The sequence below is a fragment of the Streptomyces sp. NPDC034037 genome (assembly GCF_055575715.1).
This window is the reverse complement of record NZ_JBVISC010000002.1, coordinates 742,118-767,760: the sequence shown is the minus strand read 5'-3', so window position 1 is coordinate 767,760 and position 25,643 is coordinate 742,118. Positions and strand designations below refer to the sequence as shown.

Annotated in this window: 18 protein-coding genes; 8 read left to right on the top strand and 10 right to left on the bottom strand. The window is 70.5% G+C overall.

The window, feature by feature from the left end; translation table 11 throughout:
• Window positions 1-345: 345 nt before the first annotated feature.
• A complete protein-coding gene (locus ACZ516_RS08970) occupies window positions 346-1,008 on the top strand; it encodes a HEPN domain-containing protein (RefSeq protein WP_361082436.1) in 663 nt (220 codons plus the stop codon).
• Between the two features lie 318 nt (window positions 1,009-1,326).
• Entirely contained in the window at window positions 1,327-2,604 is a 1,278-nt protein-coding gene (locus ACZ516_RS08965) for a hypothetical protein (protein WP_361082438.1), read from the top strand.
• A gap of 57 nt (window positions 2,605-2,661) precedes the next feature.
• On the opposite strand, the gene ACZ516_RS08960 is transcribed toward ACZ516_RS08965, so the two are convergent.
• Window positions 2,662-3,576, bottom strand: a complete 915-nt coding sequence (locus ACZ516_RS08960; RefSeq protein WP_469009291.1) for an antibiotic ABC transporter ATP-binding protein — start codon at window positions 3,574-3,576, stop codon at window positions 2,662-2,664.
• A gap of 129 nt (window positions 3,577-3,705) precedes the next feature.
• Between ACZ516_RS08960 and ACZ516_RS08955 the strand changes: the two genes are divergently transcribed.
• Window positions 3,706-4,563, top strand: coding sequence for an NAD-dependent epimerase/dehydratase family protein (locus ACZ516_RS08955; RefSeq protein ID WP_361082442.1), 858 nt, complete (start codon window positions 3,706-3,708; stop codon window positions 4,561-4,563).
• Between the two features lie 25 nt (window positions 4,564-4,588).
• Here the strand turns inward: ACZ516_RS08955 and ACZ516_RS08950 are convergent, their stop codons facing one another.
• Complete coding sequence (locus ACZ516_RS08950; RefSeq protein WP_469009289.1) at window positions 4,589-5,419, bottom strand: NAD-dependent epimerase/dehydratase family protein; 831 nt, start codon at window positions 5,417-5,419, stop codon at window positions 4,589-4,591.
• Between the two features lie 200 nt (window positions 5,420-5,619).
• On the opposite strand from ACZ516_RS08950, the gene ACZ516_RS08945 reads away from it, so the two are divergent.
• Complete coding sequence (locus ACZ516_RS08945) at window positions 5,620-9,804, top strand: caspase family protein (protein WP_469009288.1); 4,185 nt, start codon at window positions 5,620-5,622, stop codon at window positions 9,802-9,804.
• On the opposite strand, the gene ACZ516_RS08940 is transcribed toward ACZ516_RS08945, so the two are convergent.
• The 7 genes from ACZ516_RS08940 to ACZ516_RS08910 all read right to left on the bottom strand — a co-directional run bounded on the left by ACZ516_RS08940 (window position 9,747) and on the right by ACZ516_RS08910 (window position 18,859).
• The gene (locus tag ACZ516_RS08940; protein WP_361082448.1) at window positions 9,747-11,255 is read right to left on the bottom strand and encodes an alpha,alpha-trehalose-phosphate synthase (UDP-forming); all 1,509 of its coding nucleotides are present in this window, start codon (window positions 11,253-11,255) and stop codon (window positions 9,747-9,749) included. The two genes, ACZ516_RS08945 and ACZ516_RS08940, sit on opposite strands and share 58 nt — an antisense overlap.
• Window positions 11,252-11,845, bottom strand: coding sequence for an SIS domain-containing protein (locus ACZ516_RS08935; RefSeq protein ID WP_467493825.1), 594 nt, complete (start codon window positions 11,843-11,845; stop codon window positions 11,252-11,254). Before ACZ516_RS08935 ends, ACZ516_RS08940 begins: the two co-directional genes overlap by 4 nt.
• A gap of 248 nt (window positions 11,846-12,093) precedes the next feature.
• The gene (locus ACZ516_RS08930; RefSeq protein ID WP_361082450.1) at window positions 12,094-13,185 is read right to left on the bottom strand and encodes a glucokinase; all 1,092 of its coding nucleotides are present in this window, start codon (window positions 13,183-13,185) and stop codon (window positions 12,094-12,096) included.
• Between the two features lie 347 nt (window positions 13,186-13,532).
• A complete protein-coding gene (locus ACZ516_RS08925; RefSeq protein WP_469009286.1) occupies window positions 13,533-14,903 on the bottom strand; it encodes a hypothetical protein in 1,371 nt (456 codons plus the stop codon).
• A complete protein-coding gene (locus ACZ516_RS08920) occupies window positions 14,903-16,147 on the bottom strand; it encodes an ATP-grasp domain-containing protein (protein ID WP_469009285.1) in 1,245 nt (414 codons plus the stop codon). The genes ACZ516_RS08925 and ACZ516_RS08920 overlap by 1 nt, the downstream gene beginning before the upstream one ends.
• An 18-nt stretch (window positions 16,148-16,165) precedes the next feature.
• Window positions 16,166-17,266 (bottom strand): DUF1152 domain-containing protein, encoded by a 1,101-nt coding sequence (locus ACZ516_RS08915; protein WP_469009284.1) that lies wholly within the window; start codon window positions 17,264-17,266, stop codon window positions 16,166-16,168.
• 156 nt (window positions 17,267-17,422) lie between these two features.
• A complete protein-coding gene (locus ACZ516_RS08910; RefSeq protein ID WP_469009282.1) occupies window positions 17,423-18,859 on the bottom strand; it encodes a coproporphyrinogen-III oxidase family protein in 1,437 nt (478 codons plus the stop codon).
• 640 nt (window positions 18,860-19,499) lie between these two features.
• On the opposite strand from ACZ516_RS08910, the gene ACZ516_RS08905 reads away from it, so the two are divergent.
• From ACZ516_RS08905 to ACZ516_RS08890, 4 genes are read left to right on the top strand one after another with little or no spacing between them, the layout of a single operon-like run.
• Window positions 19,500-20,795: an ATP-grasp domain-containing protein gene (locus ACZ516_RS08905; protein ID WP_469009281.1), complete on the top strand. Its 1,296-nt coding sequence runs from the start codon at window positions 19,500-19,502 to the stop codon at window positions 20,793-20,795.
• Window positions 20,796-20,839: 44 nt separating this feature from the next.
• Window positions 20,840-21,586 carry a 2OG-Fe dioxygenase family protein gene (locus ACZ516_RS08900; RefSeq protein ID WP_361082462.1) on the top strand — a complete coding sequence of 249 codons (747 nt, stop codon included), beginning with the start codon at window positions 20,840-20,842 and terminating at the stop codon, window positions 21,584-21,586.
• A gap of 46 nt (window positions 21,587-21,632) precedes the next feature.
• Window positions 21,633-22,910 (top strand): MFS transporter, encoded by a 1,278-nt coding sequence (locus tag ACZ516_RS08895; protein ID WP_469009279.1) that lies wholly within the window; start codon window positions 21,633-21,635, stop codon window positions 22,908-22,910.
• On the top strand, window positions 22,907-23,962 hold the full coding sequence (locus tag ACZ516_RS08890) for a GNAT family N-acetyltransferase (RefSeq protein WP_469009277.1): 1,056 nt from the start codon (window positions 22,907-22,909) through the stop codon (window positions 23,960-23,962). The genes ACZ516_RS08895 and ACZ516_RS08890 overlap by 4 nt, the downstream gene beginning before the upstream one ends.
• A gap of 34 nt (window positions 23,963-23,996) precedes the next feature.
• On the opposite strand, the gene guaD is transcribed toward ACZ516_RS08890, so the two are convergent.
• The gene (gene guaD, locus ACZ516_RS08885) at window positions 23,997-25,532 is read right to left on the bottom strand and encodes a guanine deaminase (protein WP_469009276.1); all 1,536 of its coding nucleotides are present in this window, start codon (window positions 25,530-25,532) and stop codon (window positions 23,997-23,999) included.
• Window positions 25,533-25,643 lie beyond the last annotated feature (111 nt).

The window sequence follows — 25,643 nt, the reverse complement described above, 5'->3', positions numbered from 1 at the left end:
GAGCGGTTGCCAGGGCGACCGGAGGCTGCGTACGAAGCGGCTGCGCGCCTGTCTCCGCCCGCCGACGGAGAACAGGGTGCCGCTCAGGCCTTGCCCGCCTCCCAGGTCTCCTGACCCAGGACCTTCACAAAGACGCCCAGGCCAGCCGCGCGACCATGAACCGGGCTCCGGCCGTCCCCGCCGAGTGGGACGCCCACATCGCGGCTCATCGGAAGGTCACCCCCGATGAGGCGAAACGCGATGCCGCAACTCAACGACGAGGTACCACTGTCACTCCCGTCCGCTCACGCTGTCCCCGCCATCGCCGCTAACCTCCTGTTCAACCCGACCTTCCAGAGGAGCCCAATGCCCAGCAAGGCACGCCTGGCCTTCGACGCGAACCGCAAGGACATCGACCGTCTACTCGAAATCCACGCCGACATCACTCCCCAGGGGCCGGGCCGCAAGTGGCAAGTCGACGCCCTCCACAAGGCATCGATCGTCCTGCTCTCTGCTTTCTGGGAGGCGTTCTGCGAGGACCTTGCTGCGGAGGGACTGGAACACCTGGTTACACACGGGGTAGACGCGCAGGCACTTCCCGAGCCGCTCCGCAAGCGGGTGTCCAAGGAGCTTGACCCCAAGAACCAGCTTGCTGCTTGGGCTCTTGCGGACGGCGGCTGGCGTACGCTGCTCCGCACACGACTGGCCAACCTGCAGGCCGAGCGGAATCAGCGACTGAATACGCCGAAGACCTGGAACATCAAGATGCTCTTTGGCGACGCCATAGGGATTGAGGACGTCCCGGATCATTGGTCCTGGCCCGGAATGAGCCCAGCCAAGGCTGAGAAGAAGCTCGACGCCCTCGTCACCCTCCGAGGAGATATCGCTCATCGCGGTTCTTCGCTGACGGCACCCACCAAGCCCAAGGTCGAGACCTACTACGCTCACATCCAGCGGCTGGTCGACACGACCGAAACCTACGTCGGAGCAGAACTGCAGACGGCGACCGGCATTCCTCTCTGGACGTAGTCGCAGGGCGGGAGCGGCTGTCTCATGAGACTGCTGATTGTGCGCCTTGCTCGGAGCGAAGATCTTCTTTCTGCTTGCCAGCGCTCGCGGACGGGGCGGTGTTGGTGGCCTCGGAACTGTCACCACCGCCGTTGCAGGGGGTAGCGGCCGGCGCCACGCAAGCGGTGGCTATGACAGCCGCACGGTGCGGTGACCCCGGGGGCGGAACAAGCCCCTCCGTGATCGTTCGTGGCCAGTTCGGCCCTCACGCCACCACCCCCCGTGGCCGCTACATTCACCCCCGACCGGACACACCCGACCAGGGGGAAGCAGGCAACGATGCGTTCCACAGGACCCGTCAGCCGGTTAGGCAGATCAATTACGGCGGTGACCGCCACGGCGGCCGCCATCGCGGTCACCGCCATGAGCCTCGCCGCCTCACCAGCTGCCGCCGCGCCCACCGGCACGACCGCGCCCCAGCCCGGCGACAGCTGCACGGCCGCCGACCTCGGCACCCGCCACCCGTACATCAAGACCACCGAAGTGTCACCGACGATCACCCACTTCAAGGGCTGGTACGTCACCGAGGGCACCACCGGAAACCAGACCGTCACCACCAGCACCCAGACGACCATCTCCGTCTCCGTCGGCCTCAACGGCAACGCCGAGGGCGGTTTCGCCGTCGAGACCCTCGGCAAGGTCGGCGCGAGCCTGGGGCTGAGCGTGAAGGTCGACTCCTCCTCCACCAGCACCGTGTCGAACGCCGTCACGTGGAACTTCAGCAAGCCCGGCTACTACGGCGTCTACAAGGGCACCAAGAAAGTCACCGGCACGTACGGAAGCCTCAACTGCAACCGCGTCCAACAGGGCGACGGCAGCTGGGCGTTGAAGTGGTTCGAGGGGACCGGCGGCGGCAGCTTCACCACCTTCACCACCCTCGAGGAAGGCGCCGTGCGCTGCCAGGACAGCGTGCCCGCGGGCAGCATCATGGCCAAGGCGCAAGGCCTTCTCGACTGCGGCTCGGCCGCCGCGAAGGCCGAGCGCCCGGCGGGCGCCGTGGCGCCGACGGCGAAGGAGAAGCGGGACCGTCTCGTCCAGCGCCCGGCCCTCACCGGCGCCACGCCCGCCGAACAGCCCAAGGCCGCCGGACGCGGCGCGCGGGCCGCTCTGGACTGCGTGGGCGGCACCTTCAAGATCGCCGTACCCGGCAAGTCCCTGTCCTGGGGCGCACCGCTCCGGGCGGACGACGGTGTCCGGCTGCGGCCCTCGACGATCTTCAGCGGCCACCTGGACCACTGGCGCCTGTGCAATGTGACGGAGCGCGACGGGGTCCTCGAGGCGTCCCTGTGGAACTGGGGCAACGGCGGGTGCGCGAGCATCCCCGCGCAGAACGCGGCCATCGACCGGGCGGTCGTGATGACGGTCCCCTGCGCGGAGGACGACCTCCAGCGGTTCTACGTCTACCGCGACGTGCCGGGCAGCTCGAAGGTCGGTCTGCAGAACAAGTACACCGGCTCCATGATGGGCCACGACCGGTACGCCGACGGGGAGTTCCTGCGCCAGTACTCCAACGGCAGGCAGGACGGCACGGGTACCTACGAGCTGATCGGAGTCTGACGGCCCACACCCCCTGACGCCGACTACTTCCTGATGCGGGCCGCGCTCTGGACCGCGTCAGGGAGTGGTTTCGGTGAGCGCTCCCGCGATGGCCCTGCCCGTGGTGGGGGCCGTGAGATAGCGGCTCACGGAATGCATCTCGACGCCGTTGTGGACCTCGTGGTCCTGGACCTGCGCGCCGAAGCGGGGGGCGAGTTGCTTGACGAGGGCGACGATGTCGCCCTCGTCGGCGATGTTCGTCCAGCGTTCGATTCCGGGGGGCCAGACGCCTGTGCCCTGGTGGGGAGCCGGCGACAGGCGGTCGAAGATCAGGCCGCGCAGTCCGAGCGGCGAGCCGAGGGTGATCAGTGAGGAGATGCGCCACTCGGGGTGCGCCTTCCGCAGTGCTTCGTCGCACAACAGCTCGTACGCCGCCACGCTGCCCAGCGAGTGCGCCACCAGCACCCGGGTGTCCGCCGTGATGGTGCGGGCCACCGCCGCCCGCACCCGCACCCGCAGGTCGGGCTCGTCGAAGTACCGGCGGACCTGCTTCAGCCCGAAGATGAGCAGCGGTTCCGCGACCCGCGCGAAGTAGGGCGCGTGCGTCAGCGCGTCGAGGGCACGGCGTACCAGCGGGCGCGTCAGCGGGCGGGTCGCCGCGTATCCGACCACACCGCGGGACTTCTCGTCCGGGCCCCGCACCTGCGGGTACGCCCGCGCCGCCGCCAGCCACCACTCCAGCAGCAGCTCCGCCTCGTAGTCGCCCTCCACGTCCGTCTCGTCGTACGCCGGAATCGCCGTCGCCCGGGTCCCGGGCCGGACGAACGCGTCGCCGTAGAAGGCGCATTCGATGTCGTGGTCGCCGAGTGCCGGTCCGGCCGGGCCGAGAGCCGCCGTCACGCCGTCGCGCAGGGCGGGCGCGACCGAGGCGTGGAGCGTTCGGGGGCCCTTGAACTGCTGGGCGATCCCGTGTACCACCACGATCCGCGCCATGGGACCTCCTCGGACGGGCACCGGAGCGGCCACCTTCCGGGGTGGTCGGCACAACGACTATAGTCCCCCCGCCACTCGCACAGCCGGGGTGGCGGTACGTCAGATGCCGGTGCTGACAAGGGAGTTGCCATGCGAGTCGCGGTGACCGGGGGACTGGGCCGGATCGGGCGGGCCGTGGGCGCGGAGCTGGCCGCGCGCGGACATGAAACCGTCCCGGTCGACATCGCGCCGATGCGGGCGCAGGAGCCCGGCTACCGGCGTGCGGATCTGCGCGAGCTCTGGCAGGCCGTCGACGCCCTGGACGGCGTGGACGCGGTGGTCCACCTCGCCGCCACGGGCGTGCCCGACTCGCACACCCTGCACTCCGACCTGGCCGAGGGGGCGACCTTCACGGCGAACACGACCTCCACGTACAACGTGTTCCAGGCGGCAGCGGTGCACGGCGTCAAGCGCGTGGTGTGGGCCTCCAGCGAGACCGTGCTCGGGCCGCCCTTCCGGATCGGCGGCCCCGTCCACCTGCCCCTGGACGAGGGCCACCCCGTCCGCCCGGAGACCAGCTACGCCCTGTCGAAGGCGACAGGTGAGGGTCTCGCGCACCACTTCGCCCACTGCCACGCGATGACCCTGGTGGCACTCCGCTTCTCGGTCGTCATGGACCGGACGGACTACGCGGCACTGCCCGAGTACTGGGCCCGGCCCGAGAGCGGCCGGTGGAACCTGTGGAGCTACGTGGACCTCGACGACGTCGCGATGAGCTGCCGGCTCGCGCTGACGGCGGATGTCGAGGGCGCGACGGCCCTGATGATCGCGGCTCCCGACACTCTGTCGGACCGGCCCACCGCCGAGCTGCTCGAAATTCTCGGCGAGGGGGCCAAGCTCACCACCAGGCCGTTGGGGGCCTTCGAGTCGCTGCAGTGTTCCGCGAAAGCACGAGAGCTGCTCGGCCGGCGTCCCGCTCGCTCCTGGCGGGACGTGTACGCCGGTTGAGTCCGGGCCGCGCACCCTTTCCCGCTCAGTCCGGATTGGCGCCGCCCTCCGTCCCGGAAGGGGTACGGCCGTGAGGCAGATCGGTGAAGAGCTCCTTGAAGGCCGGCGAGAGCCGCATGAAGTCGTAGGCGGGCTCGAAGCCCAGCAGTTCGCGGGTCGCGGTGATGTCCAGGCGCTTGAACCAGTTGTCGCTGACCGCGTGGAAGATTCCGAAGCGAATTCCCTCGACCCGGATGGCGCGTTCCAGGAGAGGATGGAGATCCTGGTCCGCGACAAATGTTCCGATCATCCATTCGGAATCCGCGGCCCGCGCGGCCTCGGGATTCTGGAAGGCGCCGATCCGTACCGCCACGACCGTCATTCCGTGGCGCTCCGCCATATAACGTCCCAATGCCTCGCCGAAGCATTTGGAGACCCCGTACAGATTCCCCGGGTTCACCGGCGCGTCCGGCGTGACCTGGCGGCCGGGCGCGTAACCGGAGACGGCGTGCACCGAGGAGGCGAAGACGACCCTCGGGCAACCAGCCGCCCTGCTGGCCGTGAACAGGTGGTACGTGCCCACGATGTTCGCGGTGAGCAGGCTGCCCCACTCGGCTGCGGTATTGGAATCCGCCGCGAGATGCAGTACGCAGTCAGCGCCCCGGCACAGTTCGGTGAGGCGGGGGAGGTCCGCGAGGTCGCAGTGGGCCGTACGCCCGTACGCGGCGAGTCCCGAGAGGTCGGTCCCGGGCCGGTCCAGCAGGAGCAGTTCGAACCGATCGGCGGCGAATTCCGCGAATCCGCTGCCGATACGCCCGGCCGCCCCCGTGACGACCACCTTGAGGCGGCCCTCGGTGAACGGCAAAGGTGTCTTCATCACAACCGCGTCGCCCATCCGCGCCCCACTCGTCAGTGCCGACTCCGGGCCCCAGTCTCTTCCCGTAGGCGGTGAAATGCTATCGATTCACCTGCATGGGGCGTATCGTACGACCGGAGACAAGGTTCCGAGGGGGCGGAAGCGGTCGAATGATCTCGAACGAGCCAATGGGAGCCGACTGCGGGAATCCCCGCCGATTCGTGATCGCTGCCGGGACCGGCACTTATGCGGCCCAGGGGATCGAAGACCTGCCGGGGGTCGACGGCGACGTGGAACTCGTCGCGAGTCTGTTCGCCTCCTTCGGCTACGAGCGGGTGCTCCGGGACCGCAGCCGGAATCCGACCGCCAAGGAACTGGTGTCCGGACTGGAGGACTGGCTGGGCTCGGCGGACCGCCGGCCGGACGACATCATCGTGCTCTACTACGCCGGTCACGGCGTGCGCGCTGGCGGTGGACGCCACTACCTGCTCTGCTCGGACAGCGTCGAGAACCGCCTGGTGTCCACCGCCGTCAGAACGGACGACCTGGCCCTGCTGTTCGCAGACGACGTGGTCCGGGCCCGCGTGCTCATCGTCCTCGACACGTGCTACGCCGGGGCGGGAACGACCGACATCGCCATGGTGGCGAACCAGTTGGCGGCCCGGCGCACGACGGAAGCGGGCAACCTGTGGCTGCTGGCCGGCGCCCGCGCCCGGGACGAGGCCGACGAAGGCGTCCTGACCGGGGCGCTGGCCCGCACACTGGCCGAGCCGAGGGCAGGCGCCCACCAGCAGTACATCGACCTGTCGGAGATCACCGAGCGGATCAACGACCACTTCCGCGAACACCACCCGTACCAGCACGCGAGCTGCACCTCCGTGGACACGGCCGGGGTGCCGCCGTTCTTCCCCAACCGCAACTTCGTACCCGGCCTTTTCGGCCAGGAGTTGGACGTCGAGACGCTCACCAGGATGCGGCGTGAGCGCTCCACCCACTTCGACCTCCGCGCCCGCGGCGTGGAGTACGTCGGCGAGGTGGGCTCGTACTTCACCGGCCGCGTCGCCGCCCTCACCGCGCTGGCCCGCTGGCTGTCCCGCCCTTCCCACGACCGCCGCGCGCGCATCGTCACCGGCGGACCGGGCTCGGGCAAGTCCGCCCTGCTCGGGCGGCTCCTGCACCTCTCGGACAAGTCGGCGCCCGACGCGCGGACGCCCCCCGGGACCGTTCCGCCGACCGGGTGCGTCACCACCCACCTCCACCTGCGCCGCCGCACCCTCGACGACGTGGTGGCCGAACTGGGCCGGGCCGCGGGCTGCGTGGCCGCCACCCCGGACGACCTGCTCGGCTTCCTGCTGGAGCGGTCCGCGCAGTTCACGGTGCTCCTCGACGCCTTGGACGAGGCGGGCACCGTGGGGGACCAGGCCGAGGCGACCCTGATCGCGCGGGCCCTGCTGCGGCCGATGTCCACCATGGCGCAGGTCCGGCTCATCGTCGGCACCCGGCGCGGCCCGATCGAGGCACTGGGGACCGCCGTCGAGATCATCGACCTGGACCAGCCGGCGTACACGGGCATCGAGGACGTGGCCGACTACGTGACGGCCCTGCTGCGGGCCGAGGACGACCCCGACAGTCCCTCCCCCTACCGGGACGACACCGCCCTGGCCGCCGCGGTGGCGGGCGGCGTCGCGGCCCGGGCCGGGCAGTCCTTCCTCGTCGCCAACATGACGGCGCGCGCGTTGATCAACCGTCAGGTACAGGTCGACACCGCCGAGGCCGACTGGCACCGCCGACTTCCCAACGAGGTGAAGGACGTCTTCGCCGCCTACCTCTCCCGCTTCGGCGCCAACGAGTGGCGGGTGCGGCGGCTGCTCACCCCGCTCGCCTACGCCGAAGGACAGGGCCTGCCCTGGGACAACCTGTGGGCGCCGCTCGCCTCCGTGCTGGCCGGCGTGCGCTGCTCCGACGAGGACATCAACTGGCTCCTGGGACATGCCGGCGCCTACATCGTCGAGGTGCGCGTGGGCGATCGATCGGTGTTCCGGCTGTACCACGAGACACTCGCGGAGTTCCTGCGGGACTCCCGCCGCGACACCGAGGCCCACCGCCGGATCACCACGACCCTGCTCGACCAGGTGCCCGAGTCGGGCGCGCGCCGCGCCTGGACCAACGCCCACCCCTACATCCGCAGCCATGTCGCCAGCCACGCGGCGATCGCCGGCACCCTGGACGAGCTGCTGGGCGACCCGGAGTTCCTGGTGCACGCCGATCCGGTGACGCTGGCACCGGCGCTGCGCCGGGTCGGCACCGAGCAGGCGCGCACGGTGCGCTCGGTCTACCGCGCCTCGCTCAGGCTGCACCGCCAGTGCGACCCCCTGACCCGCCGGCAGATCCTCGCCTTCGACGCCGCGAGCCACCAGGCCCGGGAACTGGCGGCGCAGCTGAGCGCGAGCCTGCCCTGGCAGGTCCGGTGGGCCACCGGTTCCCAGGTCAATCCGGCGCTGCAGATGTCCTTCGGCGACCACTCCCACGGCGTCAAGAGCGCCGACTGCTTCGAACTCGACGGCCGGCCCCATGTCGTCACGGCCGGCACGGACGGCCTGCTGCGGCTGTGGAACCTGAGCAACGGCAACCTCCACGGCATGCTGCGCGGCCACATGGCGGAGGTGAACTGCGTGACCCACCTGCGGTTCGAGGACGAACCGCTCGGGATCAGCGCCAGCAGCGACGGCACGGTCCGGGTGTGGAACCTGCGGAGCGAGAGCGCCCGCACGCTGCTGAGCGGACACGTGGGCCGGGTGGGTGTCGTGACGGGCATCGTCGTCCGTGGCGGCCTGACGCTGGTGAGCGGCGGCGACGACCGCACCATCCGCCTCTGGGACCTCGCGAGCGGGCGGGAGCAGCAGCTCCTGGTCGGCCACACGGGGGCCGTGCGGGCCCTCGCCTGCGCGGAGATCGACGGCAGGCCGAGGGTCGCCAGCGGCGGCAGCGACGGCAGCGTACGGCTGTGGGACGTACCCGGGACCGAGGACCTGGAGTCCGGCCGCGCGGCGCGCCGCCAGGTGGGGCGGGTGGAACTGAAGGGGCACTCCGGTGAGGTGAACACCGTGGCGTTCGCGGAGCTGGACGGGGTGCCCGTGCTGATCAGCGGCGGCGACGACCGCACCGTACGCGTGTGGGACGTGCGGAGCCTGGAGCAGAAGTGCTTGTTCTCCGGGGACATGGGCTGGGTCAGAGCGGTGGCGTGCATGACGCTCGACGGGCGGAGCGTGGTGGTGTGCGGCACGGACAGCGGCCACGCCCACATCTGGGACCTGCGCCGGGAGGTGGAGCTGAGCGTGCTGATCGGGCACACCCACTGGGTGCGGGCCGTGGCGGGTGTGGAGGTCGAGGGGCGCACCGCGGTGGTCACCGGTGCCAGCGACGGCACCATCTGCGTCTGGGACCCCCGGGTGGAGACCCAGGCCGATGTGGTGGGGCACGCGGGCGGGGTCAACGCGGTCGGCACCGTGACCGCGGACGGTCACGTCCTCGCCGTCAGCGGTGGCGACGACCGGACCGTGCGCACCTGGGACATCGAGTCCGGCCGCCGGCGCGCGGTCATCGAGGGGCACACCGGGTTCGTCCGGGCGGTGGCCTGCGTCCGGCTCGACGACTCACCCGTGATCGTCAGCGGGGCCAGCGACGGGACCGTCAGGGTGTGGGACCTGACGAGCCGGCGACAGCGCGCGGTGCTGACCGGGCACACCGACTGGGTCAGCTCCGTGGCCTGCACGCAGATCAGGGGCAAGCCCGTGGCGGTCAGCGCCAGCGACGACTGCACGCTGCGGGTCTGGGACCTGCGCACCCTTGCCGAACGGGACATCCTGACCGGCCACACCGGCGGGATCAACACGGTGGCGTGCACGTCCTTGGACGGCCGGCCGGTCGCGTTGACCGGGTCGTTCGACGGCTCCATCCGGCTGTGGGACCTGGAGACAGGCCGGGCCTCCGCTGTTTTCACCGGTCACACGGGCTGGGTGCGGGCCCTGGACTGCGGCACGCTGGACGGGCGCCCGGTCGTGGTCAGCGTCGACGACGACGGCGGGGTGTTCGTGTGGGACCTGAAGGGCCGCAAGCGGCCGGTGCGCCTCAGCGACGCGGGGGCCGGGACCAACGCCATCGCCTGTATGCGGCTACGGAACCGGACGGTCGTGGTGACGGTCGGGGACGACCGCGTCGTACGGTTCTGGGATCTGCACACCCGTCAGCGCCAGGAGGGCTTCGTGCTGACCGCGCCGGGCTGGTCCCTGGCGGCGGCACCCGACAACCGGCTGGTCATCGGGACCGGCCGGGAGGTCTGCGTCTTCGACTACCGCGGCGACGGCACGCCTGCCGGAGGTGTGGCCGTCACCCGCTCCAGCTCCTGAACCTGCCGCGCGAGCCAGCGGACCGGATCACCGCCGGTCACCGCGTCCCGCAACCCCGCGGCGCGTCGGCGGCGCTCGTCGGGCGACAGGGCGAGGGCGTCCCGCAGCGCCCTCGCGGTCGCATCGACGTCGCGCGGATCCTCCAGGAGCAGGGCGTGCCTCCCCAGCAGATCGCTGCTGCCCGCCGAGCGGGACAGGACCAGCGCGCCGTGCCGCGCGTTCAGCTGCGGGCCCTCCTGCGAGACGAGGTTCATGCCGTCGCGTACGGGGTTGACCAGCAGCACGTCGTACGACGTGAGCGCCGCGAGGCACCGGGCCAGGTCATGGCCGACATGGACGTCGAGGCAGCCGGGGAACCGGTGGTTCAGACGCTCGACCAGGTGGCGGACCCGGTCGGCGTGGACGCGGTACTCGGGGATGCGTTCCCTGGACGGGGTCAGACAGCACGTCATGACCACCCGGCCCCGGAGCGCGGGCGTGTGTTCCAGGAGGTCCTGGAACGCCTCCAGTCCGCGCAGGACGTTCTTGGAAGGGTCGATGCGGTCGACTTTGACGATGCGTCGGATGGCCGGGTCCTGCGCCAACTCGCTCTGCCAGAAGGCGACCTGTGCGCTCCGCGCGTTCGCCGCGAGGAGCGCCGAGTCGGCGGGCACGGGGTAGCAGCCGACCGTGCTGGTGCGGGCCGGGGCCGCGACCTCGCCGTCCCGTGCCGGACGGGGACCGGTCACCACGCCGACGGTGTCCGGCGCCGCGCCGCCGCGCTGTACGCGCCACCCCCACGCCTCGCAGCAGGCCAGGAAGTTGGCGGCCCAGCGCGGTGACTGGAAGCCCAGCAGATCGGCGGCGAGCATGCCGTCCAGGACCGCCCCGGCGACGGAGTCCGGCAACCGGGCGAGTTCGTCCGGAGTGCAGAACGGCGTGTGGAGGAAGAGTCCGACAGGCTGACAGGGCCGCAGGGCGCGGATGAATCCCGGGGTCGTGGCCAGCTGGTAGTCCTGGACGAGCACGGGGGTGTCGGGCCGCGTGTCCCGCACGACCTGCTCCGCGACGCCTTTGTTCACCTGCTGGTAGGAGCGGGTGAAGGCCTGGGCCTTTGGTGGCCGGGCGGCCGTGTCGGCGACGTCCGGCCACAGCCCGTGCAGAGCCAGCCAGAGCATGCGTACACCCACGTCGTCGTAGTACTCGCGGTACCGGCGCTCGTCGACGGGGTGAGGGGTGTACGTATAGCCCAGGCGGCGGGCCAGCTGCGCGTGTTCGGCGGAACCGACGGCGCGCCGGTCACCTTCCGCGTCCGAAGGAGCGACCCACAGGGTGGACCGGGGGAACCCCCGGGCGGCGGCATCGAGGATGGCAGTGACGCTCCCGATCCGGCGCTCCGCCCGCAGTCGCGGCCCTGCGCCGGAGAAGGCGACCGGCCCGCGATCGGAGGCGATCGCGAGCGCACGCGTCACTGGGAACGCCCGACGGCGAGATCGACCGCCTCCGTGGCGAGGGGCCGCTGGGCGGTCAGCGGGTGCCCGCGCAAGGCGTTGGCCAGGGCGTGCAGCAGTCCGATGTGGACGGTCTCCACCACGCCGTAGTCCCAACTCGGCACGTGCAGCGCCACGTCCACCTGGCGCAGGGCGCGACCGCCGTCGGCGCCGAGCAGCCCGATGGTGGCGGCGCCGAGTTCGCGTGCCGTGTCCAGGCCCGCCAGTACGTTCTCCGAGTTGCCGCTGACGCTGACGGCGATCACGACGTCCTGCGGGTCGAGCAGCGTGTCGAGCTGGCCGGAGAAGCCCAGGGTGCTGCCGCTGTCGTTGACCCAGGCGGTCAGCAGCGCGGAACTGTCGGAGAGGGCGACGGCGCGCAACCGCTCATGTCTGGTGCGGCCGATTCCCTTGGCCAGGTCACAGGCCATGTGGCTGGCGGTCGAGGCGCTTCCGCCGTTGCCCATGATGTAGACCCGGGCGCGGCGGCGCCGTGCCGCTTTGAGGAGGGTCACGGCCTGGTGGAGCGCGCCCGGGTCGATCGCACCGAAGCCGCCGGCGGTGTCCCGCATGAACAGTTCGTAGACCTGCGCCACCGATTGCGTCTGCGGGGTCGACCGAGGTGGATTGTTTCGAGGTCGGCTGCTTCCGAGAACTGTCGGGTCATCCGACACGTTCGCCGGACCCTGTTCGGAAACGGCGGCCATGGGGTGCGCTCTGGTGTCGGAGGACCCAGGACATAGGCAGTGAGCTCCTAGCACGCGACGACATTGACGTGCGAACTTGCCTTGCGTGCTAAGGATGGTAGCTCAGAGGCCCCTTATCCGCAGGCGTGTTCGCGCCGCACGGGGGCCGGAACGGGTGCCTGCGCGGCGGACTGGCGCGTGAGCACGAAGGCGCCCCTGACCGCCACTTGACGGTCCGTCACGGCGTGGAGGGGGATCTCCTGCATGAGTTCCGCGTGCTCCGCGCCCGTCGCGACGAAGCGCTCCAGGAAGGCCGTGTCCGAGACGAGGAGGTCGCAGATCCCGGGTGCCTGCAGCACTCCGCTCGTCAGCCACACCGAGCCGCCCTCGCTCATGCAGGTCAGAACGGTGCTGCGCAGGAACTGGCCCAGGATGGCGCCGAACAGCCGCATGATCTCGCGGCAGCAGGCGTCGCCGCCCACGGCGGCCGCGGTGATGACCGGTCCGATGCCGCGGTGCTCCCGCCGGAAGCGGTCGACGTGTTCCTGGATGTAGGGGCCCGGCTTCTTGCGCGTGGTCATGAAGTCGTACATGTGGTCGATGCCGCGCAGTCCGCCGATGGACAGCTCCACCGAGATGGGGATGCCCGGCCGAAGCCGCTGCAGGGAGCGGAGGTAGTCCTCCTCCAGGACGGTCACCGGCTGCCAGGCCACATGGCCGGACTCCGCCGGGTGGGCGCGCCCCGAGCGGTCCACGGAGGCGCTGCCGACGCCGGTGCCGACCGACACCGCCAGCAGGGCGGGCCCCGGATGGGGCGTGACGTCCGGGGTCAGCGGGACCCAGTCGGACTCGTCGAGGTCCGCCACCCCGGCCGTCGTGGCGACCATGTCGTTGATGGTGACGAGCGACATCTCCAGGTCCGTGGCGAACGCCCGGCGCCGGAAGGTCGGCCACTGGGGGTGGTTGGTGATCCTGACGTCGCCGTCGCGCCCCGGTCGGCCGGCGACACCGGCGACCAGGGACCGGGGCAGACAGCCGGCCATGTCGAAGCAGCCGTAGAAGAGGTGCTCCAGCGAGTCGTAGTCGGCGGAGCGGGCCTGGACGTGCTTGACCTCGCCGGTGGCCGGATCGAGAAAACGCATGTGCGTCTTGGTGCCGCCGGCGTCGATCCCGGCGATGTCGGTGCGGGGAAGGCTGATGATCCGTTCTCGGGGAATGTGCGGCATGACGGCCCTCATCTGTCAGTAGCCGGAAGTGTCCGGTGATATGGGTGAGGCGGGTGCCGGAAAACTATCCCGACGCGGTGGCCGCCCGGTGCGGAACCGCCGTCGGTCGCGGCGACGCTCCCGCCCGCACAGAAGAACGCCGGTCACCGGCAGGTGCCCACACCAGGGACGCAGTTGAGGACCGCGGCCGCGGGTGCCTTTTCTCTCTCAATGGTAGGGGCCGGGTGTCTCCCGCAAAATCACTCGTAATAACGAACTTCCTTACGCACGCCGGATTTACGTAACCTTGTTTCCGATCTTCGTCCAGGCCGAGCGCCGCTACGGATTTCATTTCCCCGAGATCCGAGTCAGTCGTCGCAGAGGAACACCGTCCCCAGGCGGCCGCCCCTTCCGGAGCTGATGACGCCGCTGTCGATCTCGGGTGTGCCTCGCAGGTACGCCCCGCCGTAGCCGTGGCCGGCCAGGAAGACGCCCCAGGTGAGTACCGTCGGTTCGGTGGTGCCGGCGATGCCCGGGGTGGGGAAGTCCTCCGGCACGGGGCGGACACGGCGTTGGAGGATGTACGGGCCGTCCACCGCGGCGCGGACGGCGTCGGCCCACGCCTCGGCGGACGTCTCCCAGCCCGCGCGCACGTCCAGGCCGCTGTGCGAACTGCTCGCCTTGAGCACCAGGTCCTCCCGGTGCGCCTGCGCGTAGGGGAGGAGGTGCACGGGCTCCCCGGCGACCTCGCCCTTCTCGTCGCGGACCGCGCGGGTCCACGGGAGCAGGGCGTCGATCACCTCCAGTTCCGCGCGGTCGAAGAGGGGGCGGTTGCGCTCGTCGCTGAGGAGGGCCAGCGCGGCCTTGCTGCCGTACACCTCGTTCTCCAGCGGCGTGAAGAGGTGGACCAGCCCCCGATCGGCGGCCCGGGTGAGCGGAGCGAGCAGGGCCACGTCCTCGGCGGTGCTCACTTCGTTGATGACGAACCAGCGGTGCACGAGGTCGATCCGGCGCCCGGCGACGCGGATCCCGTCCGCGCGGTAGTCCACCTGCCCCAGATGGCAGGGCACGGCGTCGATGCCGTGGGCGGCGAGCAGCGAGGCCATCCGGCGCAGATGCGGTTCGAGTGCGGCGTAGGCGTCGGGCCACTCCATCAGGGCGACGACGGGGGCGGTCGTGCCGAGGCCGGGAAAGGACTCCCGCCACAGGTCCACGAGGACCTCGATCCCGTCGGTGAAGTCCAGGCGGTGCTCGTCCGCGAAGGACGCGATGTACGGCTCTTCGAGCAGGGCCCGATTGAGCACCCCGATGTCCCAACCGCCCAGGGGGCTGCCGCCGTTGAGTTCGAGCAGCCGAAAGCCCTCCTCCTCGCGGTACAGGTCGGCGCGAGCGCTCCGGGGAAGCTCGCGGGCCCTGCCGTCGGCTCTGAGGGCGGCGGCGAGCTGTTCCGGCGCCCAGCCGAGGGCGGCGGTGAAAGCGCGCAGATCACCGTCGTACAGCCGGTCGGGCAGCGACAGGAGGAGGTCGTACAGTCCGCTGAGCCGCGCTCCCAGCTGCCGGCTCTCGGCGCGGCCGAAGAAGACCGGGCGCGACAGGAAGGCGCTCCCGTAGATGTCCCCGGAGAGGGCGCAGGCCGCCCCTGCGCGTTCCGGCGCGCACTCCCCGGGCACCCCCGCCAGGTACGCGCGCGTCAGCCGGGCCGGGCCCCGCCGGTTCGGGAGCAGGCCCGCACCCGGCATCAGACGACCTCGATGCTGACGTCGGCCAGCACCTGTGCGGCGGCCGCGTTGACCTCGGCGGCGGTGTCGGCGTGCAGGATCACGTAGCCCACCCGTGAGTCGTTGTCGCCGGGAGCGCGCACGCGGCCGCCCGGCGGGACCGTCATCTTGCTCAGCGCCACCACGTCGCAGTCGCCCAGGCCCGTGACCGAGCGCAGGGTGCCCCCGCGGGGCGGGGTCAGGAAGCGGATGCCCGCGGCGGTGTCGGCGGTGGGTGTCAGCACGGGCTCCTGGCCGAGCGCGATCTGCACGTAGATCCTGGCCTCGTCGATCCCGCGGGCCTGCCGCATCAGGGCGACCACGTGGTCACCGGGCAGGCGGGCGCCGAGTTCGATGATCCGGGTGGTGCCGTCCGGCAGCAGCTTCAGTTCGGTGTGGGCGACGCCGTTGGTGATGCCGACGGCCCGGGCGGCCGCGACGGCCGCCTCTTGCAGGACGGCCACCTGGGCCGCGTCCAGTTCCGCCGGGACGGTGTGCCCGTACTCGGCCCGCTTCGCGCCCCCGGTGGTGAACTTGTCGTAGGGGAACAGCGGTGTCACGGCGCCGCGGACCGCCACCGTCTCGATGCTGAACTCGGTGCCGCCGACGTACTCCTGGATGATCACGTGCGGGTCGAGCGGGATGCCGTGCGGCATCTGGAAGATGTGGGACTGGGCGACCACGAAGGCGTCCGCCAGCTCCTCGTCGTCGCTGACGACCGACACGCCCCAGGAGCCGGACTGCTCGGAGGGCTTCACGACGACGGGGTAGGTCAGCCCCGCCGACCGCACCAGGGTGTACGCCTCGCCGAGGTCGCGCGCGGCGACGGTCCTGGGGGCCGGGATGCCGTGCTCGGTGAAGGCGCGGGCCATGATGCGCTTGTTGCGGCAGCTCAGTGAGCGCGTCGGGTCGTTCCCGGGCAGGCCGAGGTCGGCGGCGAGCCGCGCGACCAGCGGGGTCAGGAACTCCCAGCCGGCGACCACGCCGTCGACGCCCTCGGCCCCGGCCAGCTCCTTGAGCTGCCGCAGGGCTCCCTCACTGTCGGAGAAGTCGGTGAAGACGAGCTTCCCGTACTCCGCGATCTTCGCCTTGAGCGTGGGGGAGTACCAGTCCTCGTGGACGTCCTCGTGGGTGACGACGATGATCTCGGCGTTCAGGTCACGGGCGGCGTCGAGGATGTACTCGCCGGTGTTCCCCATCGCTTCGAGCAGGAGCAGTTTGGGCATGGTGGTGTGGACCCTCCTTCAGGGCGATGTCAGGCGGAACAGGGGCCCGGCGCACTGGCCCGGCCGCTGTTCGATGAGGCGGGCGCGCAGGGTCTGCGCCGCGGCGCCCGTGAGGCCGAGACCTTCGGCCAGGCAGCGGAAGGTGACGTAGCGCGCCCCGGGGTTGCTGGACCGCAGGTGCCGCAGGCGGGCGTCGACGTCGTCCAGGGCCTCGTTCACCGAACGGCTGGACCAGCTCTCGTGCGCCAGGCCCAGCGAACGGTCGCGTTCGCGCTGCAGCTCGGAGAAGCCGCAGACGTCCCGGCTGACCTTCTCCGCGCCGTGGAGGCTGTCGACGGCGTCGGAATACAGGGCGTGGGCCAGCCGGTTGCGGTGCAGGACCCGGTCGACGGCGATGCGGTGGACGCGGGCACTCGCGTCGGTCAGGAGGACCGGCCTGCCGGTGTCGCGCACCACGCAACCGCCGCGCAGGCCGTGCGCGGCCGCGGCCAGGAGCGCGCTGGCCTCCGAGGGGTGCCAGTCGAAGACGTGCTCGACGCGGCGGGTGTCGGCCCCGGTGAGGGTCAGGTGGTCGCTGCCCATGTCGGGCAGCAGGTCGGCCTCGGGAATCTCGCCGTCCAGGCCCGGACCCGCGAGACGGAGGACCGCCGGCACGCCCGCGGTGGTGCACGCGGCGATCACCAGCGCGTCCGGCAGCGGGCTGAGCAGGGTCGGCTCGTCGCCGCGGGCGAACACATCCCCTCCGACGTCGACCACCGTGACCTCGTCCACGGCGTACTTCTCCGCCGCCTCGGTGATCTGGCGGGCCAGGAGCGGCACGCCACCGTACGGGCTCAACAGCCCCAGGGTGATAGGCAGTTCGGCGGCGAGACGGGGAAGCGTGGAGCCCGCCGGCGCGATGGCGGACGAGTCGGCGGTGATCTGGGAGAGGTGGGGGGTGAGCGGCCGCAGATGCGCGAAGTCCCGTTCGGCACGCGGGCCGGGGACCGGGTCGACGACCAACCGCTCCCACGAGTAACTGAGCACCACCGCCGGTTCGTCACCGTGGAGCGCGTGGTGGACCAGGGTCGTGCCGATCACGTCGCCCCCACCGCCGGCGGCGACGAGAAGCCGAGTCATACGCTCTCCTGGGGCAGGGTCCTGCGCGGGTCGAACCGGCCGACGGGAGCGTCGGCGGCGGGGTGCCGGAGGGGCACGGAGCACCACGGAACCCGGCGCGGCCACCCTCTTTCCGTTCGGTGGCCGCACCGAAGAGCCGTGTGCCGGGAAAACCGGTCAGACGGCGTCCGTCTTCAGACCCGAGATGCTGAGCGGTTCGCTGCCCATGTGCTTCTGTGCCCGCTTATTGCTCTTGTGCAGGCCCGCGTAGTATTCGCGGTCGAGAGCGATGACATGGTCGGAGAAGAACATCCACGACAGGACGTCGCGGTACTTGAAACCGGCCGGCGTGAGCTGAATGCGGTCGGTGGGAAGCCGGCGCAGCAGACCCACGTCCTGTGCCGCTTCGAGGACCGGCTCGAAGAGATGGGCCTTCTCCTGATAACCGAAGCGGTCCAGTTCCTTCAGGTCCAGGTCGAAGGTGTCGAGGACGAGTCTTTTGCGTATGATCTCCTCGTCGTCGAGGACGAAGCCGGTGACGGGCGTGAGTTCGTGATTGCGCGCCTTGGAGATGTAGTCGCCGACCTCCGTGAGGCTCGGCTTCACGCTGCCGACCATGTAGTCCACCGCACTGGAATAGCTGCGTGCGCCGGCGCCCAGTCCGAGCAGCGGAACGCCGTGGAAGGTCAGTACCTTCTGCTGGTAGCCGCCGCGCCCGAGCTTCTTGTACCGGACGTTCGACTCCTGGATGTAACCGGCTTCCTTGAAAACGGCGTTCGCGTAGTCGTACCGCTCATACAGGTCGGGGCTCATCATGTACTGATAGGCCCCGGTCTTCGAGAACCACGCGTCCGGCCGGACCGTGAGGAAGTACGTGCTGATGGTCTCGGGGGCCAGAGCCGCGAGTTCGTCGACGGAGTGCTTCCAGCTCTCGGGGGACTGCCCGGCGAAACCCATGATCAGGTCGGTGCTCAGGTTCGGCAGGCCCTCCTCGCGGGTGATCTCGATGGCCTGGCGGATGACTTGCTCATTGGCCTGGCCCCGGCCCGCTTCGCGGATCTCCGAGGGCACCAGCGACTGGATGCCGATGTTGGCCCGGGTGAGGCCCATGGACATCAGGTCCCGCAAGGTGCCGGGTTCCTTGACGATGGAGTCCGGGGTGGCCTCGATGGCCACTTCCTCCACCGTGCTCCGCCAGTTGGGGTAGACCTCGTCCAGCGTCGCGAAGATCTGCTCGAAGTGACGCGGAGCCAACAGGCTCGGGGTGCCGCCACCGATGTAGATGGTGCGCAGCCGACGGCTCTGGATGATCTCCGTGTGATCGCGGATCTGGGTGCACAGGGCTGCCGTGTACGCGTCGTACACGTCCATGTCCTCGGAGATCACGGTGTACAGGTTGCAGAACCCGCACTTGTACCGACAGAACGGCACATGCAGATAAAGGTTGAGCTCGGGCACGGAGTGCCGCTTGAGGTCCTCCGCCCAGATGTCCCGGATGTTCCACGATCCGTTCAGCGGGCGGTAGGTGGAGCGGGACGGATACGCGTAGTTGAAAGGCGGAATCACACCCTGCTTGATGTGCCTGGCGAGTTCGTCGCGAATGGCGCTCGACATGCCTGATCCTTACGAACGTAGGTACGGCCTTGAACTGCCTGTCGACGGAGTGAGTACCGCTGTTCCATGCGGCAGATCACAGGCGTGGGGCTCACCGGAGAATGCGGGTCGACAAGATGGGCGCACGCCGATGCCCCGGCGGCGCAGCCGGTCTCAACTCTCGACGTGCGCCGTGATGGGGTGCGTGGCGCTCGTTCCCACAGACGATTTACGTGACTTTGCGATGCACTCAGCGCTTGGGCTCACAACAGTTCTGTCGGCCGGTGCGTAAATCTATGTGGCTGAGTTGGTGCGTGGTGCGAGTCAACAGGCGGCAGTGAGGTCGGCGCCAGTGGTGGAACCGACGACAAACACACTGCGGGGCCCGGTGGGTTTCGTCCACTCCTCCAAACCTGTCCGCACCATGAGACGTCTGGTGCCGACGGCTGCCTCCGAGGTGGTGAACGTGCATAACTTTGTGAAACCCAAACGCCTTGTGAGCGAGGCGAGTTGACGAGTGCCGTCGCGCGACACGGGCCGTTTCTGGCTGTCTCCCAGCGCGTTGAGTCGTCATTTCCTCGGCACGTCCCTACCTGAGTGACCGTCAATCACGCGACAACCGCAGCCTGTTGCGCAACCGGCGAGTGAACTGGAGCAGTCCATGACCGCAGCGGACATCAAACGCATCGCCTACATCCGGTCGATCCCGATATCCCGGGCCGGCCCCTATATTCCCGACCTGGCCCGGGCCGTGGCCGCCACCGGCCGCGAGGCCCGCATCTTCTACACCGACGGTGACTGCGACGCCGCGGACTTCCCCGGCGGCACGTGGGAGAAACTGCCCGAGGACGCCACCTCCGACCTCATCGCCGACCGGATCCGGGCCTGGGGCGCCGACGGCGTCGTCTCCCTGTCCTTCCCCGACGAAGCGGGCCTGCGCGACGCCGTGGTGAAGGAGAGGCTGGCCCGGCACGGCATCCCCATGGTGTCCAACGGGATCGAGCCCTCCCGGCTGCTCGCCGACAAGTGGGAGACCAAGAAGATCCTCACCGACCACGGCCTGGGGACCCCGCCGGGCATCTTCGTCGACGGCACGCTCCTCAAGCACGGCGCCGCGGCCGTCCCGGCGTACGCGGACATCATCCGCGTCAAGGCAGAGGAGATCGGCTACCCGCTCCTGTCCAAGGCGGTCTGGGGCAGCTCCGGGAACGGCATGCGCTTCCTGCGCGACCGGGCGGACCTGGAGAGCTGGCTCGCGGCCCCGGACGAGGGCAACGTCGTCCTGGAGAAGTGCGTCACCGGCGAGCTGTGCACCGTCGAACTCGTCGGCGCGGACGGCCAGTTCGCCGTCCAGCCGCTGTGCTTCACCGGGTCGACCGGCGGCGAGCCCACCTTCGCCTTCTGGGAGCTGCGCTCCTCGGCCCCCCGCGCCCGGGACGACGCCGCCTTCGCACCGGTCGCGGAGAAGCTGAAGAAGCTCTGCGCCACCGTCGGGATCACCGGCGTCATCAACCTGGACATCATCTACAGCCACGGCACCTACTACGTGCTGGAGATCAACCCTCGTGTCTCCGGCGCGACCGCCCTCGGAGTGGCCGCATCGGGCCACAACACCTACCTGAGCATGACGGACATCCTGCTCGGGCAGTGGCGGGCCCCGGCCGAACCGGTCCTGCCCCGGCAGCGCTGGTCCCTGGAGTTCCCGGTCAACGGCGTGACCGACACCTTCGTCGAGGAAGCGGAACAGGCCCTGGACATCGTCCAGATCACCCCCGCGCTCGTGGTCGACGGCCGCGAGTACGGCGGCCTGCTGATCGCCACGTGCGAGTACGGCGCCGAGACCGACTTCCTCGACCGGATCACCGCCCTGGACGCCACCCACCGCGTCCTGTCACCGGACATGCTCACGCGGCTCAAGGAGCTGCTCACCGGCCCGGCCGCCCAGAGCACCCGCTGACCCGCACCGCCCGCACCACCTCGCGCAGGAAAGGCCTCTCCTCCATGTCCCAGCCGTACGTCCATCTGCCGGCCGCCACGATCCTCGACTGTCTCGCCGACCACGGCGAGACCGAGATCAAGCAACTACGCGCGTCGTGGGAGGGGCTGCGGGTCGACCGCTACCTGAAGGACGGCGGCTCCTATCGCCGGCGCCGGTACAGCGCGTTCCACCTGACCGACGACGGCCTGGTGCGCGCCGCCCATGGCGCCTTCCGCCAGTCGCTCGCGGTCAACCCCCTGCACGGCGGCGTGGCCCGGGAGTTCGAGCCCATCGAGCAGGACGTGGCCGGCTCGCCGCTCCTCGCCACCCTCGTCCGGACGCTCGCCGACCGCCTCCCCGGCGACTTCGACCCCGCCACCGGCTGCATCGGCATCCACCAGATCCGCGTCCTCGCCACCCGTGACGCCGAGGGCCTGCCGGCACCGGAGGGCGTCCACGAAGACGGACACCACTTCGTCGCCCAGGTGCTCATGCGGCGGGAGAACATCGAAGGCGGCCTGTCGCGGCTGTACGACCGCGACAGGGCACCCCTGTACCGCACGCTGCTCACCGAGCCGTTCGAGACGATCATCATCGACGACCGCCGCGTGTTCCACGGGGTGTCGGCCGTCGAGGTGGCCGACGGTTTTCCGACGGGCGTCCGGGACATGCTGCTGGTCGACTTCTTCCCCCGCGCCGCCGACCCCGCCGCCGAGCCTGCCGGGACCGCCGCCGACCCCGCCGCTCCCGACGCCGAGGCGACGGCATGAGCCGACCGCCGCGTCCGGGCCCGTCCCCCGAGCGCCCGGAGCCCCGATGAGCACCAGCCGTCTCCTGGAGAAGTGGGGCCTTCCCGACCTGACGGGGAACGGCCGCTTCGTCACCGCGAACGTCATGGACAGCCTCGGCAACGGACTGCTTCTTGCGTTCACCGTCGTCTACTTCACCACCACGACCTCGTTGTCGCTCGGCTCCATCGGCGGCGCGCTCTCGCTCGGCCACCTGCTCGCCCTGCTCACCCCCGTCGTGGCCGGCTCCCTGATCGACCGCTTCGGCTCCCGCACGGTGGTGATCGCGGCCAACCTGGTCTCCGCGGCCGGATTCTGCGCCTTCCTCGCCGCGGACAGCGTCTGGAAGATCGTCGCCGTCCAGTTCGTCGTGCAGGCCGGGTCGAGCACCTACTGGACGGCGAGCCGGGGCCTCGTCCTCCTCGCCGCCGACCGCCGGGACCAAGCCCGCTGGTTCGGCTTCATCGGCGCCCTGCGGAACATCGGCGGCGGCTTCGGCGTCGCCGTCGCCTCCGCCGCGGTCGCCGTGGACGACGGCTGGGTCCGGGCGCTGGTCCTCCTCGACGCACTGACGTTCGTGGTGGCCGCGATCCTGATCGCCACCTGGCACCCGGCCGCCGCCGAGCGCCCCAAGCCCGCCGCCCGCACGGCCGCGAGCAACGGCTACGCGGCGGTGCTGCGCGACGCGCACTACATGCGGCTGATCCTGGCGAACGTGTCCTTCGTGCTGGCCGCGAGCGTGCTGCCGGTCCTTCTCACCCTCTACGTGACCGAGGCGCTGCACGCCGGGGCCTGGCTCGCGGGGGCCTGCATCCTCGGCAACATGGCCCTCATCGCCACGGTCCAGACCCTGGTCGCCCGCATGATCGAGCGCCACCGCCCGACCCGCGTCCTGGCCCTCGCGGGCGTGGTCAACGCCGCGGCGTTCGCCGTCTTCGGTGTGCTGCTCGCGCTCCCCGGCGGGGCGGTGACCGCGGGCCTGCTGGTGGCGATGGCGGTCTTCACCCTCGCCGAGATGCTCAGCATGCCGTCGAGCAGCGAACTCAGCGCCACCCTGGCCCCCGAGCACATCCGCGGCCGCTACCTCGGTGCCTTCCAACTGTCCTGGTCCCTCGGCAACGCCCTCGCCCCCGCGCTGCTCACCACGCTCCTCGGGTACGGGCCCGCCTGGCCCTGGGTGGTCCTGGGCGCCCTGAACCTCATCGCGGTGCCGCTGCTGCTCGGCCTGCGCGAGACCGCCCCGCACGACCGGGCCCAGGAGGAACCGGCGGGCACCACCGCGCCGCAGGGCGGGACGAGCCCGTGACCGGCCGCGACCACGAAACGGATGCCATGGACGTCACCCTCGTACCGGACATCACCGAGGTCCCTCCTGCCGCCTGGGAGGCCATAGCCGCGCCGGCGGGGTTCTACCTGTCCCACCGGTGGCTCGCCGCCCAGCAGCAGGACCCCACCGCCCGGGTCCGCTACGCCCTGGTCCACGAAGGCGGGGCGCTGGTCGCCGCCGCACCGCTGTACTCGGTGGACACGGAGCCGAACGACCTCTATCGCGTGCCCGAACTCGTCCCCGGCCGCGCGCCGTCCAGGACGCTGCTCGTGGGCGCGCGCCGCGGCTACCTCAACGCGCCCCTGCTGCACCCCGGCCTCACGCCCGACCGCCGCCGCGAGGCGCTGAACCACCTCCTGCGGGCCGCCGACACCCTCGCCGCGCGGGAGGGAGCACAGCCGTGGTGGCTCTACGTCACCGACGCGGCGGCCGCCGAACTCGCCGACGCCTGCGGGACCGAGCCCGTGCGACTCAACGAGGACGCCCGCATCCCGCTGCCCGGCGACACCTTCGAGGACTACCTCTCCGGGCTGCCGAGCAGCCGGCGCACGGCCATCCGGCGCGAGCGCCGGGCCTTCGCCGAAGCCGGTTACGAACTGCGCAGGCTGCGGCTCTCCGAGTGCGCCGAGGAGGTCGGCGCGCTGGCCGCCCAGTCGCAGGCCCGGCACGGGCACCCGGCCGACCCCGCCTTCATGGCGCGGCTGTTCCGTGAGCAGGCCGAGGGCATGGCGGACAGCGGCACCGTCCACGCCGCGTACGCCGACGGCCGCATGGCCGCCTTCAGCCTCGGCTACCGCTACGCGGACACCCTCTGGATGCGCGCCTCCGGGTGCGACTACGCACGACTGCGGGGCGCGCACGAATACTTCAACCTCGTGTTCTACGTCCCCATCGAGGACGCCTGTGCTTACGGCGTGGGCGCCCTCCACCTCGGCATGGAGTCCCTGCGGGCCAAGACGCTCCGCGGGGCCGTCACCTCCCCGCTGTGGGCGGTGGAAGCGGCGGCCCCGAAGGCGCTCTTCAGTTCCTGACCGAGGGGATGAAGTCCCTGACCGAGGGGACGACTCAGCCGCTCACCGGCTTCTCCACCGGGAGCCAGCGCTCCTGCGCGTACGCCTGCTGCTCGTAGGCGAGTTGACCCATGATGTAGGTCTCCTTCACGACCCGGTCGTCGCCCAGGGTCATCACCGCGAAGAGCTTCTCGTGCCACTGGTCGAGCAGGCTGCGCGCGTTGCCCCTGACGTCGTTCGGCTCGACGTTCTCCAGACGGCGCTTGATGACCGGGGTGGCCGCCAGGTCGAGGACCACGAAGTCCGCCTCGTTGCCGGGCCGGAACGAGCCGATGCCGGGGCCGCCGAGCCCCTTGTTGCTCTCGTACGGCTGGTCCAGGTAGAGCGCCCGGGCCCCGCCGAGGGTGGCCAGGTAGAAGGCGCGCCAGGCGGTCAGCTTCGGGTACGGGTTCTTCCAGCCCTCCGGCCGGGGCTTGCACTCCGGCGGGTTGAACTCGGCGGGGACGTGGTTCAGCGCCTCGATCGCCTGGGCCTTGTACGCCGCCCCGAGGGTGCGCAGGATCGAGTAGTCGGTCCCGCCGCCGCAGTCGGTGCCCATACCCACGCGGACACCCTTGTCGATCGCGTCGACCAGGTTGTGGACGCCGCTGCCGAGGAAGAAGTTGGACGTCGGGCAGTGCGCGATCGTGGCGCCCCCCTGGGCCAGCAGGGTCCGGTCCTCGTCGTCGATGGAGACGCAGTGGGCGTACAGGGCGCGCTCGCGGAGCAGCCCGAACTTCTCGTACGCCCGGGTGTAGGTCTCCACCCCGAACTTGCCGCGGATGATGACTTCCTCCTCCAGGTTCTCCGAGAGGTGCGTCTGCAGCCACAGCGGCTTGCCCTGCTGGTCGTACTCGTCCATCAGATCGGCGCACATGCGCAGCATCGAGTCGCTGCAGGTGATCGCGAAGCGCGGGGTGACGGCGTACAGGAGGCGGCCCTTGCCGTGCCACTTCTCGATCAGGTCGACGTTCTGCCGGCGAGCCTCTTCCACGCTCGTGTCGAACTGGTTGTCCGGCAGGATCGCGTTCTGGGGCGGCTGGTCCTGCACGACCTTGCCGCTGATCATGCGCATGTTGCGCTTCAGGGCTTCCTGGAAGAAGCCCTCGGCCGACTGCCAGGGCGTGCTCGCCAGCGCGAGGCTGGTCGTGGTGCCCGCGCTGAGCAGCGTGTCGAGGAAGAAGTTGGCGATCTCCTTGGCGTAGTCCACGTCCTCGAACTTGGCCTCGGCCGGCCAGATGTACTTCTCCAGCCACTGCAGGACCTGGTCGCCGTACCCGGCGATCGCGTCCATCTGCACGTAGTGGATGTGGGTGTCGATGAAACCGGGTGTGATGAGGCTGTTCCGGTACTCCTTGAGCCGGCCGGACTCCCGCCAGTGCCCGTGCTCGGCCTCCGACCAGTTGTCGGTGAACTCCACCTTGCCGTCCGCGGAGACCACCAGGATGCCGTCCGGGAAGAACCGCATGGTCGCGTCGGGCCCGGTCGTCTCCGGTTCGAGACTGTCCCCGGGGTCACCGGTGAAATCAAGGATCGCGGCACGGTAAGCCATGGACTTGCCCGCGTCCGCGCCAGGCCGCGGGGGTTCCGATCGGGTGTTCGCCATCTTGATCACTTGCTTTCCGGCTAGGTGGGGAGGGTGGCCGTGCAAGTAAACAGAGGT

What these genes read in the sequence shown, in the direction of transcription:
- ACZ516_RS08900 (WP_361082462.1), top strand. Translation starts at nt 20,840, where the DNA reads ATGTCCCAGCCGTACGTCCATCTGCCGGCCGCCACGATCCTCGACTGT.
- ACZ516_RS08950 (WP_469009289.1), bottom strand. Translation starts at nt 5,419, where the DNA reads ATGAAGACACCTTTGCCGTTCACCGAGGGCCGCCTCAAGGTGGTCGTC.
- ACZ516_RS08920 (WP_469009285.1), bottom strand. Translation starts at nt 16,147, where the DNA reads ATGCCCAAACTGCTCCTGCTCGAAGCGATGGGGAACACCGGCGAGTAC.
- ACZ516_RS08955 (WP_361082442.1), top strand. Translation starts at nt 3,706, where the DNA reads ATGCGAGTCGCGGTGACCGGGGGACTGGGCCGGATCGGGCGGGCCGTG.
- ACZ516_RS08970 (WP_361082436.1), top strand. Translation starts at nt 346, where the DNA reads ATGCCCAGCAAGGCACGCCTGGCCTTCGACGCGAACCGCAAGGACATC.
- ACZ516_RS08895 (WP_469009279.1), top strand. Translation starts at nt 21,633, where the DNA reads ATGAGCACCAGCCGTCTCCTGGAGAAGTGGGGCCTTCCCGACCTGACG.
- ACZ516_RS08935 (WP_467493825.1), bottom strand. Translation starts at nt 11,845, where the DNA reads ATGCGGGACACCGCCGGCGGCTTCGGTGCGATCGACCCGGGCGCGCTC.
- guaD (WP_469009276.1), bottom strand. Translation starts at nt 25,532, where the DNA reads ATGGCTTACCGTGCCGCGATCCTTGATTTCACCGGTGACCCCGGGGAC.
- ACZ516_RS08960 (WP_469009291.1), bottom strand. Translation starts at nt 3,576, where the DNA reads ATGGCGCGGATCGTGGTGGTACACGGGATCGCCCAGCAGTTCAAGGGC.
- ACZ516_RS08905 (WP_469009281.1), top strand. Translation starts at nt 19,500, where the DNA reads ATGACCGCAGCGGACATCAAACGCATCGCCTACATCCGGTCGATCCCG.
- ACZ516_RS08930 (WP_361082450.1), bottom strand. Translation starts at nt 13,185, where the DNA reads ATGCCGCACATTCCCCGAGAACGGATCATCAGCCTTCCCCGCACCGAC.
- ACZ516_RS08915 (WP_469009284.1), bottom strand. Translation starts at nt 17,266, where the DNA reads ATGACTCGGCTTCTCGTCGCCGCCGGCGGTGGGGGCGACGTGATCGGC.
- ACZ516_RS08965 (WP_361082438.1), top strand. Translation starts at nt 1,327, where the DNA reads ATGCGTTCCACAGGACCCGTCAGCCGGTTAGGCAGATCAATTACGGCG.
- ACZ516_RS08910 (WP_469009282.1), bottom strand. Translation starts at nt 18,859, where the DNA reads ATGTCGAGCGCCATTCGCGACGAACTCGCCAGGCACATCAAGCAGGGT.
- ACZ516_RS08925 (WP_469009286.1), bottom strand. Translation starts at nt 14,903, where the DNA reads ATGCCGGGTGCGGGCCTGCTCCCGAACCGGCGGGGCCCGGCCCGGCTG.